Source organism: Pantoea sp. Ft-CA_14, from assembly GCF_024520875.1.
Lineage (GTDB): Bacteria > Pseudomonadota > Gammaproteobacteria > Enterobacterales > Enterobacteriaceae > Pantoea > Pantoea agglomerans.
Genome location: NZ_JALNPM010000001.1, coordinates 42395 through 57612 on the forward strand (window position 1 = coordinate 42395; position 15218 = coordinate 57612).

Genomic DNA, 15218 nt, shown 5'->3' on the forward strand with positions numbered 1-15218 from the left:
ATTCACTTTCCGTTGTTACACTGTCAAAGATATTTTGACAATGAGATGTCGCTAACGGAGTTCACGATGATCAATATGCAGCGGCTGGGGATCTTTGTCGCGGTAGTCGAGGCAGGCAGTTTTACAGGAGCAGCTCAGACGCTCGGGTTAACCAAAGCCGTTGTGAGTTTCAATATTAAACATCTCGAAGAGGAGCTGGGTGTCTCGTTACTCATCAGGAGCACCAGACGCGTTTCAGCCACGGATACGGGTGAAAGATTTTACCATCGCTGCCTTCAGCTTCTTCAGGATGCGGAAAGCGTATTAGAGGATGTGAGAAGTGATCACGCTGGATTAAGCGGGACACTCCGGATTACAACCACTCTGGAATATGGCGCTCGTGTGATCGTCCCTGCCCTGGCTGACTTTGCAGCCCAACACCCGCAGTTACGCATACATCACGTCTCTTCATCAAAAAATGACGACCTGATTGCCGGCCGCTTCGATGTGGCGATACGACTTGGGCATCTTGCCGATTCCAGTCATCACGCCCGCCTTATCGATCAGTTTGATATCCTGGCGGTCGCTGCACCTTGTTATCTCAACAGACTGAATGAAGCGTCTATCCGGGATCTTTCACATCTCGCGTCAGCAAAATGGATTGCGCATAGCCGTTTATCGACGCCACTCAGCTGGCAGGTGACCACGCCCGAAGGTGAGTCTGTGCTGATGAGCGCATTTCAGCCTGCCATGATCACAGCTGACAGTGCCTCTTCTTTACTCGCTTTTGCTTTAGCCGGTGCTGGCGTGGCGATTCTGCCCGCCTGGCTGGTACAGGATGAGATTGAAAAAGGTGGATTAGTACGGCTACTGCCCGATCATCAATTCCCCCGTCAGGGAATTTACGCGCTCTACCCTAATACGCGTCATGTGCCAGAAAAAGTACGCGCGTTTATAGATTTCCTGCATGAACGTTTGGCGCACTCCAGCAGAAAATAAGCGCATCCATCACATTATTCTGATGGGCTAAGCGTTAATTTATCTGAACTGATTTAAATCCCATAAACTTTATTTTATGCAGCGCGGGAAGGTAAATATTTACTGTCTGATTAATGACAATTCAGTTTAACGCAGGCGCATTACTTAATTCCCTGCCCTGATAAATCACTGCTGCGCGATAACCTGCAAAACAGGCGCTGGGGTTTGACTTGTTATCCCAGCCCCACAGCCTGCTGATTCAGATCCGGACCTGCGCCACATCCTGGCCGCCCTCAGTCATTTAATGCACGCATTAAGTAAAAATTAATGCCGTATAAATAATTCGCACAGTCGCTTAATAACATAAGATTTCAATCTGGATGATTGCGATTTATTCGCTGGCAGGAAAACAGGTCGCATGTTATTAAATTTGAATGTCGCGCTTAAATTCATTTACATCCGGGAATTAAAACATGAAAAAGAGCTTATCCCTCGCATTACTGTTTTCGCTCACAACAGTTAGTCACGCGGCACTGGCGCAGCAAACCCTGCGCTTTGGCGTTGACCCTACATTCCCGCCGTTTGAATTCAAGGCGGCTGATGGATCATTGCAGGGCTTTGATGTTGATCTGGGCAATGCCATCTGCGCTCAGGCAAAGGTGAAGTGCCAGTGGGTGCAAATGGGTTTTGATAGCAGCATCCCTGCCCTTCAGGCGAAGAAATTTGATGCCATCCTGTCAGCGATGTCGATGACCGATAAGCGTCGTCAGCAGGTGGCTTTCAGCGATATGTTGTACAACACGCCCAGTGCTTTACTGGCACCGGCTGCCAGCACGCTGACGACCGATGTTGCCTCATTGCGCGGTAAGACGATCGGTGTGGCACAGGGCACCATCCAGGAAACCTATGCCAAAACCAAATGGGAGCCGGAGGGCGTTAAAGTCATCTCCTATCCTAACCAGATGGAAGTTTATCCGGATCTGGTCGCCGGGCGTCTTGATGGCAGCCTGGCTAATGCGGTCTCTGCTGAACAGGGATTCCTGACCTCAGCCGAAGGCAAGCCGTACGCCATCAAAGGGACCCTGGTGGATAAAGTGATTTTTGGTGATGGCGTAGGTATCGGGCTACGCAAAGGAGATGAGGCAAACCTGAAGATGATTAACGCGGCACTGGCGGAGATTCATAAAAACGGGACTTATGACCAGCTCACCAAAGAATATTTTAAATTCAGTGTTTATCCCTGATCCTCACAACGTGAAGAATCGCAGGAGTATGAAGACTATGGCGTTGCCCGACTACCACGTTCAGCGCGCGCGCTTTATGGCAGCGGCGCAGAGCAAAGGTGCTGAAACGACCTCGTATCCGCATCCTCTGCCTGGTCCTTTGGGAGAAGCCCTGTATACAGACGTGGCACGGATAGGACCGGCCAGCGCATCACGTCTGATGCTGGTCGTTTCCGGCACTCACGGCGTTGAAGGCTATTATGGTTCCGATTGTCAGATAGCCTGGCTTGAGACGCTGGATGAAAAAGCGTTGCCCGCTGATACCGCGCTGTTGCTGATTCATCTGCTCAATCCATGGGGCGCGGCGCATTTACGGCGCGTGAACGAAGACAATATTGATCTGAACCGTAACTTTATCGATTTCAGTCAGCCACCTCCTGCTAATCCGGATTATGCACAGTGGCACGGTATTTATCATGGCGACCGTGCAAGCGCCGATCGGCAACTGGCCGACGCACTCGAGGGCGCAGGCTGGCAGGCGGTTAAACGTGTCACAGAAGCCGGACAGTATAGTTTTGCTGACGGCTTTTTTTTCGGCGGTGAGAAGCCCTGCTGGTCACACCTTACGATGGCGGCGATCGTTGACCAGCATCTCTCTGTAGCGAAAACCATCATCAGCTTTGACCTTCATACCGGGGCTGGCGCATGGGGGCATCCGATGCTGCTCTCTATTGCGGAGCAGCGTTATCCGGCGCATGACTGGGGCAAAGTCATTTACGGTGAGTGGCTGACCTTATTGTTTACTGGCGCCGGACGTGACAGCGTAACTGGTGTGACAGCAACGGCAACAGGCTATCTGTCGCACTATCTGCTGACATCGCTGGCTGACACCCGGATTTTGCCTCTGGTGGTGGAATGCGGGACTTACGATGGGCAGGATATGCATCAGCGGGTGCGTGAAGATCACTGGCTGCACCTCTGTGGCGATCCTGCCAGTGCGGGCGGCCAGGTGATAAAGCAGCAACTGGTCGAAGGGTTCTGGCCAGAAGATGCGGACTGGCGTGCATTGGTGGCTTTCCGCACGCAGCAAATCTTTCTGCGCGGCTGGCGTACCCTTGCAGACACGCCATGATGTCATAGTCTGCCGTAAAAGGTCATACGCGCGGTTTCTGACAACGCAATATCCGGCTGCGTATTATAAGCCAGCACGGCCAGCATCCGGGTGACCTCGCCTTCAGTTGGGGTCACGCGGTGCAGGGAATTACGGCCACGAAACAGCACCAGATCCCCGGCATCTATCTCCAGCGCGTCAACGGTCTGGCGTTCTTCCAGCACTGCGTCGACACCGGCAAAGTTCATCTCACCGGCATCAGCATCCCGCAGATCTTTCACATACTGAAACACGCCGCCCGCCAGCGGTTTCTGTACCAGTAAGGTGATCGCAAATGAGGAGTTGTCGAAGTGCCAGCCCAGCTCCTGACCGTGTGATGCATAGTGCAGGTTGATCGAGGAAAGCGGGTCAGCATAGGGATAGAGCGCTTTTTCACCCAGTACATCGCACAGGAAATGTTTGAACAACTCATCATTATAAAGCTGACGCAGCGGCGAGTCGGCAGCGATAACATCATCAGTGATGCAGCCTTTGGTGCTGATCACATCTCTGTTACGCGGATGCTCAGCACTGAAAGCGTCATCAGGTTTCATCAGATAGACATTGTGCTTGCTGCGGGTGTGATAAGCCTGGTGACGTTGTGCATTGCCCTCTTCGATGATCGCCTCTAAAGCGTATGGTTTTAAAAACTGACGCAGTACCAGCGCGCCGGACTGGTTTAACTGCTCACGACAACGTTGACGCCAGCCATGATCGGCCAGTGGATGAAGATCGAGACGGACAAGGGAACCAGACATAGCAACAATTCTCATGATGAGCAGGTGTGATGTTACTCTACCGGTCGCCTGCAACGCTGCGTAACGATAAAAACTTAATGCCCTGATAAGGAAGTGTTAATGCCTGCCCAATTGCCAAGGTTGCCAAAGATCAGCGTCATACAGTCATTTAAAGTGGCTGCCGAACTGGGCAGCCTGGCAAAAGCGGCCGCTCAATTGGCCTTAACCCCGGCGGCAGTCAGTCAGCAGATTCGCCAGCTGGAGGAGCAACTCGGCAGCGCCCTGTTTTTACGTACGCAGAGCGGCGTGATGCTGACCGAAACCGGAAAAGAGTATCTGCGCTATGTCACTGAGGCGTTTGATATTCTGCATCTCGGTCAGCAAACCATCCGCCATGCGGCCAGCGCGCCAAAACTCACCGTTTACACATTACCGGCGCTGGCGTCCAAATGGCTGTTGCCCCAGCTGGCGAGCTGGCGCGACCATTGCCCGAATATCGATCTCTCGTTACACGGTACGCATTCTCAGGTCGATTTCACCGCGATGCCCGCCGATTTTGTGATCTGCTTTGGTGAGGATCGTTACCCGCAGTCAGATAAGCTGAAGTTGTTTCATGATGACGTACTGCCGGTGGCCAGTCCTGCTCTGTTACATCGCTTTACGCCGGAAACGATCTTAAGCCAGGCGCCGCTGATCCACCTCGACTGGGGTAATGAAGGCCGCTTTCTGCCGGACTGGCGAAGCTGGTTTCAGGCTAAAGGCATGGACGAACCTCTGCCGCAGCCCGCATTCAGCTTTAATCTTACCTCGCTGGCGATTGATGCGGCTGTCGCGGGAGCTGGTGTGCTGCTGGGGCAGCGACGCCTTATCGCGGCGGAACTGGCACGGGGCGATCTGGTGGTAGTGGATGATCTTTGCCTGCCGCTGAGCAAACCCTATTACCTTGTCTGGCCGCAACGCACCCTGAGCCAGCCAGGCAGTGAGGCGATGATCAGCTGGTTAAGCCAACTGGGCGCGAGCTGCGAATAGCCCTTCGCCGTGATCGGACTCGCCTGCGCCCGCCAGTCTGGAACCATCAGCAGGCACAGGGTCAGATTATTACTGCGCCACCAGGCGATCAGGTGTCATCATCCCTCCGCATTATCCTCAACAATCACCGCCACGCGTTGCCCTGCACGTACAGCGCTGCCTGGCTGCACGCTGACCTGCTGAACAATGCCGTCGCACGGCGCCAGAAGCGGGATCTCCATCTTCATCGACTCCAGCACCACCAGTGTATCCCCTTCCTTCACCCGGCTGCCCGCCGTCGCCTGCACCTGCCATAAATTGCCGGAAACCGGGCTTTCAACCCCCTGCTCGCCTGGCTGCAGCGGCGCGTCGCCGCCTTCATCGGCCACACTTTCCTGACTGTCAAAATGGGCCTGTCCGCTGGCGATCCAGCGGTCACGTTCCGCATGGAACGCGGCTTGCTGGTGATGGCGAAACAGACCGATGCTCTGCGCTTCACGGGCGAGGAAATCCTGATATTCCGCCAGCCGCAGCGTGCTGTGCTCGATGCGCAGCGGATAGCGACCGAGGGGAAAATCGCGGCGAATCTGCAACAGCTCACTGGCTGAAACCGGATAAAAGCGGATCTGATCGAAAAAGCGTAGCAGCCAGGGTTTACCGCCAAAATCAGCGACTTCATGATACCGGTTCCACATCTGCAGCGTGCGGCCGACAAACTGATAGCCGCCTGGCCCCTCCATGCCATACACACACAGATAGGCACCGCCGATGCCAACCGAGTTTTCCGCCGTCCAGGTGCGGGCCGGATTATATTTTGTCGTCACCAGCCGATGCCGGGGATCCAGCGGCGTGGCGACCGGCGCGCCGAGGTAGACATCGCCCAGCCCCATCACCAGATAGCTGGCTTCAAAGACCGTGTTCCAGACAGCCTGCTCATCCGGCAGATCGTTTATACGGCGGATAAATTCAAGATTACTCGGGCACCACGGCGCATCCTGCCGCACGGTGGTCATATATTTTTCGATGGCCTTCTGACAGGCCGGATCGTCCCAGGAGAGCGGCAGATGCACCACGCGTGTGGGAACCTGAAGGTCATCACTCATGCAGACCCTCTCCCACTCACCGCGCACCCACATCAGCAGCACGTCGGGCGTCAGCGTCTCCGGCTGAAAGTGGATTTGCAGCGAGCGGATCCCCGGCGTGATATCAATAATACCGTTGCGGGATTGCGCTTCCAGCGCCTGCATCAACGCATGAATGCGAAAACGTAACACCAGATCCAGTTCCGGCTCGCCAGCCTCCAGCAGCAGATGCGTATCACCAGAGAGGCGCGCCACCAGGCGTTTATCCGCTGCGCCGCAGGTCATCACGATGGGCGAAATCAGCGGCGCAGGCTGCCAGTCTGTTTCCTGTGGCTGGAGCGTGGTCAGCTCGGTGCGTCGGCCCTCTGCCAGTCGGCGGGCGGTAAGAATATCCACCGCGACAAACTGCACTTTGTCACCGGCTTTGAGCTGTCCCAGTTGCCAGAGGTCAGCCTCGATTACCGTCACCGGGCAGACGAACCCGCCAAGGCTCGGGCCATCCGGCCCCAGAATCACCGGCATATCACCGGTAAAATCGACCGCGCCGATCGCGTACGGGTTGTCATGGATGTTTGAGGGGTGCAGCCCTGCTTCACCGCCGCTGTCGCGGGTCCAGATTGGCTTTGGCCCGATCAGGCGAACGCCGGTGCGGCTGGAGTTAAAATGCACTTCCCATTCTGTGGCAAAAAACGTCTCGATATACTCCGGCGCAAAAAACTCAGGCGCACCGTGCGGACCATAAATGACGCGCAGCGTGCGCACCGTGGCAAGCTCTGTTTGCAGTCCGACGGGCAGTTCCGATCCGGTTGCGCTTGCAGAACGCGGAGCGAGATGCAGCACGTCACCGCTACGCAGTGCCCGTCCGGCATGTCCGCCAAACTGACCAAGGGTGAAGGTGCTTTTGCTGCCTAAATAGTCCGGCACCTGAATGCCGCCGCTCAGACAGAGATAACTTCTGACGCCCGCGCCACTTATCGCGCCCAGCTTCAGCGTTGTCCCGGCCGGAATGGTAAATACAGAATTCATTGACTGTCCGACGCCATCCAGTGTGACAGTGAGCGGCGCGCCAGAGATCACCGCCTGAATCTCAGTGTTAAATTTCAGGGTGGGTCCATTCAGGGTGATTTCCAGCGCGGCGTCACCCTCCTCATTGCCCAGCAGACGGTTGCCCAGACGCAGTGCGCGATCGTCCATCGGCCCCGATGGCGGCACGCCTACCGCCCAGTATCCCAGACGTCCGGGATAGTCCTGAACGCTGGTCTGGGTTCCGGCACTCACCACTTCAACCGTTGCCGCCTGATAGGCGAGCTGCTCCAGGCAGCGGGTCCAGGGTTCGCCAGCTGTAAAGGGCGAGAAGGCCAGAATCTGCAACAGATAGAGGCGATTGGTTTCTACGCCATAGAAACGGGTCTCCGCCAGCGCCTGTGCCAGGGTGGCGATGGCTTCCTCGCGAGTGGGGCGCCAGGTGATAACTTTTGCCAGCATCGGGTCGAAGAATGGCGGGACTTCGCACCCCGCTTCCACCCAGCGGTCAATACGCAGGGTTTTACCGTCGGCTGCCGGAAAGAGGACCTGGGTTAACAGCCCTGGCGAAGGCTGGAACTGACGCCCCGGATCTTCCGCATAAATTCGCGCCTGCACGGCATGGCCCTGAGGATTCAGCGCGGCGGCTAACGCATGAAGCGGAGGAAGATCGCCTGCTGCCAGCTCAATCATCCACTGCACCAGGTCAACGCCCCACACCTGCTCCGTGACGCCATGTTCAACCTGCAGCCGGGTATTCACTTCAAGAAAATAGAACTGCTGCGCCCCGCTGTCATAGACAAACTCAACCGTTCCGGCGCTGCGATAGTTCACCGCTTTTCCCAGCGCGATAGCCGCCGCGCATAAAGCCTCCGCCATACCTGCGGGCAGATTCGGCGCTGGCGTCTCTTCGATCACTTTCTGGTTACGCCGCTGTACCGAGCAGTCGCGTACGCCCAGCGCGATTACCTCGCCCTTGCCGTCACCGAAAATCTGCACTTCAAGATGACGGGCGCGTTCGATATATTTTTCGAGAAATACCCCGGCATCGCTGAAGTTGTTCTGGCCGAGGCGCTGGACCGTTTCAAACGCCTCTGACAGCGCATTCGCATCACGACAGACGCGCATACCGATGCCACCACCGCCCGCGGTGCTTTTGAGCATTACCGGATAGCCGACCCTCTCTGCGGCGCGGCGGGCTTCACTGATATCTGCCAGCAGTTCACTGCCTTCCAGCAACGGCACCCCTTCGGCTTCCGCCAGCGCGCGGGCCGTGTGTTTCAGGCCAAAAGTCCGCAACTGCTGCGGTGTGGGGCCGACAAAAATCAGACCGGCAGCCTCGCACGCCTCAGCAAAGGCGGCGTTTTCCGAAAGGAAACCGTAGCCAGGATGAATCGCTTTCGCCCCGCTCTGCTGCGCGGCGGCGATGATCTTTTCCGTCACCAGATAGGTTTGTGCAGCCGGGCCTTCGCCAAGGCTTAGCGCCACATCCGCCTCGCGGATATGTAAACTGCTCAGATCGGCTTCGGAGTAAACGGCGACCCCTTTCACCTGCATGGCACGCAGCGTGCGCAGGATGCGACAGGCGATAGCACCGCGATTAGCAATCAGTAAGGTATCAAACATAAGCGAACTCTCAGGGATGCGGGTCGTCCCGCAAAATTCGATATTCCCTGGGGCCGTCCCCGGGGCTGACCGGCACGTAACAGGCGTACGCCGGTGGTGTGTTGAGAGGTCTGACGCAAAAGGCTGAGAAACTCAGTCCCGCTTGTCGCCATGGCAACGCTGACTCAGTTCCACACCAGCACTTCGGCGGGCGTCGGGTTCCAGCCGTTACAGGGGTTATTCAGCTGCGGGCAGTTGGAGATCAGCACCATCACATTGCATTCGGCTACCAGCTCAACGTATTTGCCGGGCGCCGATAGCCCATCCTCAAAGGTCAGACCGCCTTCCGGCGTGACCGGAACGTTCATGAAAAAATTGATGTTGGCACCGATATCACGTTTGTGAAGGCGGCCATCGTGCAGGCAGGCACAGAGAAAGTTATCCCGACAGCTGTGCATGTAGCGCTTATCCTGGGCATAGCGCACGGTGTTGCTCTCCTGCGAGCAGGCTCCGCCCAGGGTATCGTGACGACCGCAGGTGTCGGCGACGATAGTCAGCAGCGGATTGCCGAGATTCGAATAGAGCACGCTGCCGGTGGTCAGATAGACGTTTCCCTGACGACGCAGCGTGCGCTGAGGATCGTAGCGTTCCCGCGGGTTATCGCTGTTATAGAACAGGGTATCAATTGCCTGATTCCCTTCGAGGTCGAGCAGGCGCAGCGTCTGCCCTTTTTTCACTTCGAACAGCCACGGCTCGCCTGCCGGTATCACGTGGCGATAGACGGCATCTTCAGGACGACGATCAGAGTTGATAAGGGTCATCGCAGCCTCCTTACAGGGCAAAAAGTTGGGTGTTATGAAGCGCGCGCTGGTTTTCACCACGCGTGACCATCGCTTCGCTGACGGCCTGCATATCGTCGGCCTGATACCAGCTCAGCTGAACCGGTCGCGGGAGATAGTCAGCGGCGGGATCCTGCGGATGTGGCAGCGCGGTCAGCACCATCAGCACGTCCATGGGTGCGTACAGTTCAGTGAAATCGCCGGCGCGGCTGTTGCCAGCGCTGAACCTGAAGCGGCCCTTATCATCAACCGTGACCTTGCTGAAAAAATTGACGACCATCAGCAGATCTTCCAGGCCCAGATCCCATTTGCCCATCTCAACCAGCAGATTATCTGTGCCGTTGCGGTAGAAGCCGTTGCGCAGCTCCTGATAGCGTCCGGCTCCATACTTATCGTGCGCTTCCGCCGCGTTGAGAACGCCGCCAAAAGGGTCGTGCCAGCCGCAGCTATCCGCCACAATCGCGGCCAGTACGCGTCCCATGTCGGAGTAGAAACAGTGCCCGGTGGTCAGGCGAGCCGTATGCTGGCCTTTCAGGGTATCCGGCAGATTCAGGCGTTCACTTTTCTCGTGGGGATTGAGCATCATCATGCTGACGTTCGCGCCGCCCTCGATGTCGGTCAGGCGCAGGATTTGCCCTTTGCGCAGAATCAGCGAGGTGTGCCCTCCGCCAGGCAGCTGCTCTTCGCGCAGGCTCGGAGCTGAATGAAAAAGTGCGGTCATTGAGCGGTCTCCTTGAGGGGATAAATGTTGTTTTTGTTGTGGGTTGCCAGCTGCGACAGCCGCGTTTCATTAAGCGGGATGTCGTAAGTGATACGCGCGCCCCAGGCATTGGGGGCCTGAGGATCGATGCGCACTTTGTCGAAAACCAGCAGCCGGGTGCCAAGATTGAAGCCTTCGGCAAGGTCGTGAGTGACCATAAACACCGTCATGCGGGTTTCGCTCCAGAGCTGGAGCAGCAGCGCATGCATATCTTTGCGGATGCCGGGGTCCAGCGCGCCGAAGGGCTCATCAAGCAGCAGTACGCGCGGCTGCATCACAAAAGCCTGCGCAATCGCCAGCCGCTGCTGCATCCCGCCCGAAAGCTGCGCCGGATATTTATCGAGAGAATGGCCCAGCCCGACTTTCTCCAGCATCTGTTTTGCCTGCTCACGGGCATGGCGTTTTCGGGTGCCAAACAGTCGGCCAGTAAACGGTGAAGCCGGAAGTTCGAGGCCAATGGCGACGTTATCCAGCACGTTGAGATGAGGGAAAACGGAGTAACGCTGAAACACCACGCCACGGCTGCGATCGGGTTCCGCGCGCAGCTGTTCACCATCCAGCGTGATTGTTCCCCGTGTCGGCCTTTCCTGCCCCAGCAGCAGGCGTAAAAACGTCGACTTACCACAGCCGGACGCGCCCACCAGCGAGCAGAATTCACCTTCTTTGACCTGCAAATTGATGCGTTCCAGCACCACGTGGTCGCCATACTCCTGCCAGATATTTTTGATATCGATAAAACTCATTCCCGGCCTCCTTCCGCCCAGGGGAAACAGGCTTTGTGCAATTGACGCAGCGCGAGATCCATCAGCCACGCCAGCAGCGTTATCCAGATGACATAGGGAATGATCACATCCATCGCCATGTAGCGACGAACCAGGAAAATGCGATAGCCCAGTCCGGCGGTTGCGGAAATCGCCTCGGCGGAGATCAGAAAGAGCCATGCGGATCCCAGCAACAGCCGCAGCGAGGTGATCAGCCGCGACAAGAGCTGCGGCAGCACAACCCGCAGCACCACCGTCCAGCTGTTCGCCCCCAGGGTTTGTGCTTTGATAAACAGCTCTGCGGGGATTTCCCGCGCCCGATGTTCAAGGTCGCGCGCCAGCATCGGCGTAATCCCGATAACAATCAGCATCACTTTTGACAGCTCATCCAGCCCGAAGACGATAAACAGCATCGGCAGGAGCGCCAGCGGCGGGATCATCGACACCACGGTCATAAAGGGTGACAGCGCCGCGCGACTCATCGGGAAGACGCCCGCAGCAACACCGATGCAGAGACCAATCAGTGAAGAGATCGCCAGGCCAGTCAGCAGACGGCTTAAGCTAATCCACGTATCCGCCCACAGCAGATATTCGCCGCTTCGCTTGTCCGGCGTGAAGGCCATCCGATCAATGGCGGCGATCATCTGTGACAGGCCGGGCAGAAGTTTGTCGTGTGGGTTGGCTTCAAGACGCACCGCCGAACTGATAAACCAGACGGCGATCAGCAGCACAAAAGGTAATAGCATCAGCGTCAGGCGCATTCCCTGCCGGGGATAGCGGTTGATGTGGCGCATGGCAAATACTCCTGAGATCGGTGATTACAGCTTGCCCGCAGCGGCCATCTTCAGATAGCTGTCGTCAAAGCGCAGTTTGATGTTCGCTGTATCACCGACGGTGATGTTGCCAGGGAAGCTCATACCGATGAAGTCAGCGCTTTGTGCACCCTCGCCCAGTAATCCCTTATCAAAGGAGAACGCGGCGACGCGCTGCATGGTTTTCGCCAGATCGGGGGAAGAAACAAATGTCTGGGTTTCGGCTGGGGTCCAGAACAGGTGGGTGGTTTTCAGCTGCGCCTTGTATCCGGCGAGGTCAGTACCGGAATCGGCAGCCATCGCGCTCAGCGCCTGCGCATCTCCGGCCTGCATTTTCGCCATCATCTCAAACCAGGCCCCGGTCAGTGCCTTACCCAGCGCGGGGTTATCTTTCAGGGTCTCGGTGTTCACCACCATCATGTCAATCAGTTCGCCCGGCACGGCCGAAGAGCTGAACACCTCTGTGGTTTGTGGGGTCTTCTTGATCACTGAAAGCTGTGGATTCCAGGCAACCGCCGCCTGCACGCCGCTGGTACCAAAGGCGGAGACAATATCGGCATCGGAGGTGTTCACGACCTTAACGTCTTTTTCCTGTAAACCGGCCTTCTCCAGACCGCGAACCAGCAGGTAGTGCGAAACCGACAGCGCAGGAAGATAGACAGACATCCCTTTCAGGTCGCTAAGTTTTTTGTTTGCGCCTTTCAGCACCACTCCGTCATTACCATCGGAGAAGCTGCCGGTGATCAGCGCCGTGGAATCAATGCCCCCCGCAGCAGGAATGGTCAGCGCATCCATGTTGGTCATGGTGCAGCCGTCGAACTGACCCGCGGTGTACTGGTTGATCGACTCGATATAGTCATTGAGCTGGGTGATATGAATTTTGATGCCGTATTTGCTGGCCCATTTATCGATGATTTTCTCGTTGCTGATGGTGCCCCAGGGCATCCAGCCCGCATAGATGGTCCAGCAGATATTGAACTCTTTTTTGACCGCGGCGAAAGATGGCGCGCTGACCAGCAGCGTCAGCGACAGAATAAGCGTCAGGAGGGGTGATTTCTTCATGGTTAACCTCTGGTTGGCACAAAAAAACGGGAGCAGCGCAAGACACCATTTGGTGCCGCTGTCTCCCGGGCTTTTGTCCCGCCGTGTAACCTCACAGAGGTCGCCAGCTCTCGGACCAGACATTCACCTGCGTGAACCGGAACCCTAGCCAGCTATTTGCTATCAATTGTGTCGAACGCTGCTTACTGTTCAGAGTTCAGCAAATGGCGTGCCAGAAATTAAATCATGATAAATCAGATAAATAGAGAGAGCAGAATCCAGAAGGCACCGGGATGGTGAGTCAGTAACGGGCGTTGCACATTATCAGTGCCGGACAGGCAAGAGATATCAGAACCCGCGCTCAGTCTCTTTTCGTACTCACATCTATGCCGGAATGCAGACCCGGACCGTGACGCCTGTCACTTATCGTTATATAATTCACTGCATAACGAATTTTGAGGATAGTTAATGAAGCGCTTCTGGCAGGCATGCACACTCGGTTTACTGATACTCCTTCCGCTCTCTTCCCAGGCATCGCGCCAGATAACCGATCAGACAGGCCGCCAGGTCACGATTCCTGATCGTGTTGATCGTATTGTGGTGCTTCAGCATCAGACGCTGAACCTGCTGGTGCAGATGAACGCGACCGATAAAATCGTCGGTGTGATGGCGAACTGGAAGCAGCAACTTGGCGACAGCTATGCCCGCCTGGCTCCTGAGCTGAATCAGAAAGCGACACTGGGGGATCTGACGCATGTTGATCCCGAAAAACTGGTGGCGCTGCATCCGCAGGTGGTGTTTGTGACCAACTACGCACCGCAGGAGATGATCGACAGCATTACCGCGCTGGGCATTCCGGTGGTGGCTATCTCACTGCGTCATGACGAGCCGGGTGAAAAGGCAAAAATGAACCCCTCTATCCGCGACGAGGAAATGGCATATGACAAAGGACTGCGTGAAGGGATTACGCTTATCGGCGAGATCATCAATAAACCGGCAGAAGCAAAAGCGCTGATTACGGCCACCGATGAGGGCCGCAAAATCGTCAGCGACCGCCTGAAGGATGTTCCGGCGGAAAAACGCATTCGCGCCTATATGGCGAACCCGGAACTGACCACCTACGGCTCAGGAAAATATACCGGCCTGATGATGCTGCATGCGGGCGCGGTCAATGTCGCCGCAGCGACCGTAAAGGGATTTAAAACCGTGTCGATGGAGCAGGTCATCGCCTGGGATCCACAGGTGATTTTTGTGCAGGACCGTTATCCCTCCGTCGTGAATGAAATCAACAGTTCACCACAGTGGCAGGCTATCGACGCGGTAAAAAATCATCGCGTCTGGCTGATGCCGGACTACGCCAAAGCATGGGGTTATCCAATGCCGGAAGCGATGGGGATTGGCGAATTGTGGATGGCGAAAAAACTCTATCCGCAGAAATTTCAGGATGTGAACATGAATAAGCTGGCCAATAAGTGGTATCAGCGCTTCTATCGCACCGCTTATCAGGGAACAGAGTGATGCGCGTACTGGCGGCGGGCAGCCTGAAAGCGGTCTGGCCCGCGCTGATGGCGTACTTTCCTGAGCCAGTTGAAACCCGGTTTGGCCCCGCCGGTTTGCTTCGCGAACGGATTGAAGCCGGTGAGCCCTGCGATCTCTTTGCTTCAGCCAGTGAGGAGCATCCGCAAAAATTGCTGAACGCTGGGCGAGCGCTGGCAGTCATACCGTTCACAACTAATAAACTCTGCATCACGGTTCGCAGCGATCGGCTATAGGCGGGAGACGACTGGCATCAGCTAGTGACCCGCGACACACTGCGGATCGCAACCTCTACGCCCACAGCCGATCCCTCTGGCGACTACGCGCAGGCCCTTTTCACCCGGATGGGCAAAGCCGGTGAAGCGGTGCGCCAGCGCGCAAAGGCACTGGTGGGTGGGCGCGACTCTGCACCGATTCCCGCAGGCAGGCTGGCGGCAGAATGGATTATCCTGGAGGATCTGGCGGATCTGTTTATCGGTTATGCCAGCCATCGGGCTGCCCTGAGCCAGATTGCCGGGCTGACAGTCGTTGATATCCCTGCGGCTTTCAATTCAGTTGCGCGCTACGCCTGTGCAGTCATTACGCCAGAGGCGCGTCGGCTGGCGGATTTTTTAGAATCGGAGCAGGCAAAAAAGGTACTGCGGGAAGCGGGGTTTGGCGGGGAGTAAATGCCTTTTCTGTCGC

Annotated in this window: 12 protein-coding genes, 1 pseudogene and 1 riboswitch; of the genes and pseudogenes, 6 read left to right on the top strand and 7 right to left on the bottom strand. The window is 56.4% G+C overall.

Annotated elements, in window-relative coordinates; all coding sequences use genetic code 11:
- Nucleotides 1-66 precede the first annotated feature (66 nt).
- The 3 genes from NR195_RS00190 (at nucleotide 67) to NR195_RS00200 (ending at nucleotide 3312) form a co-directional block, all read left to right on the top strand.
- Nucleotides 67-978, top strand: a complete 912-nt coding sequence (locus NR195_RS00190) for a LysR family transcriptional regulator (protein ID WP_256843839.1) — start codon at nucleotides 67-69, stop codon at nucleotides 976-978.
- A 452-nt stretch (nucleotides 979-1430) separates the two neighbouring features.
- Nucleotides 1431-2201: a transporter substrate-binding domain-containing protein gene (locus NR195_RS00195; RefSeq protein WP_256843840.1), complete on the top strand. Its 771-nt coding sequence runs from the start codon at nucleotides 1431-1433 to the stop codon at nucleotides 2199-2201.
- Between the two features lie 37 nt (nucleotides 2202-2238).
- The gene (locus NR195_RS00200) at nucleotides 2239-3312 is read left to right on the top strand and encodes a DUF2817 domain-containing protein (RefSeq protein WP_256844100.1); all 1074 of its coding nucleotides are present in this window, start codon (nucleotides 2239-2241) and stop codon (nucleotides 3310-3312) included.
- A gap of 2 nt (nucleotides 3313-3314) precedes the next feature.
- Here NR195_RS00200 and NR195_RS00205 read toward each other — a convergent pair whose 3' ends face one another.
- Entirely contained in the window at nucleotides 3315-4088 is a 774-nt protein-coding gene (locus NR195_RS00205) for a 2OG-Fe(II) oxygenase family protein (protein ID WP_050679353.1), read from the bottom strand.
- Nucleotides 4089-4187: 99 nt separating this feature from the next.
- Between NR195_RS00205 and NR195_RS00210 the strand changes: the two genes are divergently transcribed.
- Nucleotides 4188-5096: a LysR substrate-binding domain-containing protein gene (locus NR195_RS00210; RefSeq protein ID WP_256843841.1), complete on the top strand. Its 909-nt coding sequence runs from the start codon at nucleotides 4188-4190 to the stop codon at nucleotides 5094-5096.
- Between the two features lie 98 nt (nucleotides 5097-5194).
- Here NR195_RS00210 and uca read toward each other — a convergent pair whose 3' ends face one another.
- From uca to NR195_RS00240, 6 genes are all read right to left on the bottom strand, one after another.
- Nucleotides 5195-8806 carry an urea carboxylase gene (gene uca / locus NR195_RS00215; protein ID WP_256843842.1) on the bottom strand — a complete coding sequence of 1204 codons (3612 nt, stop codon included), beginning with the start codon at nucleotides 8804-8806 and terminating at the stop codon, nucleotides 5195-5197.
- A gap of 164 nt (nucleotides 8807-8970) precedes the next feature.
- Nucleotides 8971-9606 carry an urea amidolyase associated protein UAAP2 gene (locus tag NR195_RS00220; RefSeq protein ID WP_010670353.1) on the bottom strand — a complete coding sequence of 212 codons (636 nt, stop codon included), beginning with the start codon at nucleotides 9604-9606 and terminating at the stop codon, nucleotides 8971-8973.
- 10 nt (nucleotides 9607-9616) lie between these two features.
- Nucleotides 9617-10345 carry an urea amidolyase associated protein UAAP1 gene (locus tag NR195_RS00225; protein WP_256843843.1) on the bottom strand — a complete coding sequence of 243 codons (729 nt, stop codon included), beginning with the start codon at nucleotides 10343-10345 and terminating at the stop codon, nucleotides 9617-9619.
- Entirely contained in the window at nucleotides 10342-11127 is a 786-nt protein-coding gene (locus tag NR195_RS00230) for an ABC transporter ATP-binding protein (protein ID WP_256843844.1), read from the bottom strand. The genes NR195_RS00225 and NR195_RS00230 overlap by 4 nt, the downstream gene beginning before the upstream one ends.
- Nucleotides 11124-11939, bottom strand: a complete 816-nt coding sequence (locus NR195_RS00235; RefSeq protein WP_010247123.1) for an ABC transporter permease — start codon at nucleotides 11937-11939, stop codon at nucleotides 11124-11126. Before NR195_RS00235 ends, NR195_RS00230 begins: the two co-directional genes overlap by 4 nt.
- Before the next feature lie 24 nt (nucleotides 11940-11963).
- Nucleotides 11964-13019: a putative urea ABC transporter substrate-binding protein gene (locus tag NR195_RS00240; RefSeq protein WP_010247121.1), complete on the bottom strand. Its 1056-nt coding sequence runs from the start codon at nucleotides 13017-13019 to the stop codon at nucleotides 11964-11966.
- 60 nt (nucleotides 13020-13079) lie between these two features.
- Nucleotides 13080-13178, bottom strand: a riboswitch (guanidine-I (ykkC/yxkD leader).
- Nucleotides 13179-13466: 288 nt separating this feature from the next.
- On the opposite strand from NR195_RS00240, the gene NR195_RS00245 reads away from it, so the two are divergent.
- Together NR195_RS00245 and NR195_RS00250 are read left to right on the top strand one after the other, a co-directional pair.
- Nucleotides 13467-14516: an ABC transporter substrate-binding protein gene (locus tag NR195_RS00245; protein WP_256843845.1), complete on the top strand. Its 1050-nt coding sequence runs from the start codon at nucleotides 13467-13469 to the stop codon at nucleotides 14514-14516.
- A pseudogene (locus NR195_RS00250) lies at nucleotides 14516-15202 on the top strand (molybdate ABC transporter substrate-binding protein). The gene NR195_RS00245 and the pseudogene NR195_RS00250 overlap by 1 nt, the downstream one beginning before the upstream one ends.
- The last annotated feature ends 16 nt before the right edge of the window (nucleotides 15203-15218 follow it).

Excerpts from the sequence above, each read along its gene's own strand:
- NR195_RS00190 (WP_256843839.1), top strand. The coding sequence starts at position 67 with ATGATCAATATGCAGCGGCTGGGGATCTTTGTCGCGGTAGTCGAGGCA.
- NR195_RS00195 (WP_256843840.1), top strand. The coding sequence starts at position 1,431 with ATGAAAAAGAGCTTATCCCTCGCATTACTGTTTTCGCTCACAACAGTT.
- NR195_RS00200 (WP_256844100.1), top strand. The coding sequence starts at position 2,239 with ATGGCGTTGCCCGACTACCACGTTCAGCGCGCGCGCTTTATGGCAGCG.
- NR195_RS00205 (WP_050679353.1), bottom strand. The coding sequence starts at position 4,088 with ATGTCTGGTTCCCTTGTCCGTCTCGATCTTCATCCACTGGCCGATCAT.
- NR195_RS00210 (WP_256843841.1), top strand. The coding sequence starts at position 4,188 with ATGCCTGCCCAATTGCCAAGGTTGCCAAAGATCAGCGTCATACAGTCA.
- uca (WP_256843842.1), bottom strand. The coding sequence starts at position 8,806 with ATGTTTGATACCTTACTGATTGCTAATCGCGGTGCTATCGCCTGTCGC.
- NR195_RS00220 (WP_010670353.1), bottom strand. The coding sequence starts at position 9,606 with ATGACCCTTATCAACTCTGATCGTCGTCCTGAAGATGCCGTCTATCGC.
- NR195_RS00225 (WP_256843843.1), bottom strand. The coding sequence starts at position 10,345 with ATGACCGCACTTTTTCATTCAGCTCCGAGCCTGCGCGAAGAGCAGCTG.
- NR195_RS00230 (WP_256843844.1), bottom strand. The coding sequence starts at position 11,127 with ATGAGTTTTATCGATATCAAAAATATCTGGCAGGAGTATGGCGACCAC.
- NR195_RS00235 (WP_010247123.1), bottom strand. The coding sequence starts at position 11,939 with ATGCGCCACATCAACCGCTATCCCCGGCAGGGAATGCGCCTGACGCTG.
- NR195_RS00240 (WP_010247121.1), bottom strand. The coding sequence starts at position 13,019 with ATGAAGAAATCACCCCTCCTGACGCTTATTCTGTCGCTGACGCTGCTG.
- NR195_RS00245 (WP_256843845.1), top strand. The coding sequence starts at position 13,467 with ATGAAGCGCTTCTGGCAGGCATGCACACTCGGTTTACTGATACTCCTT.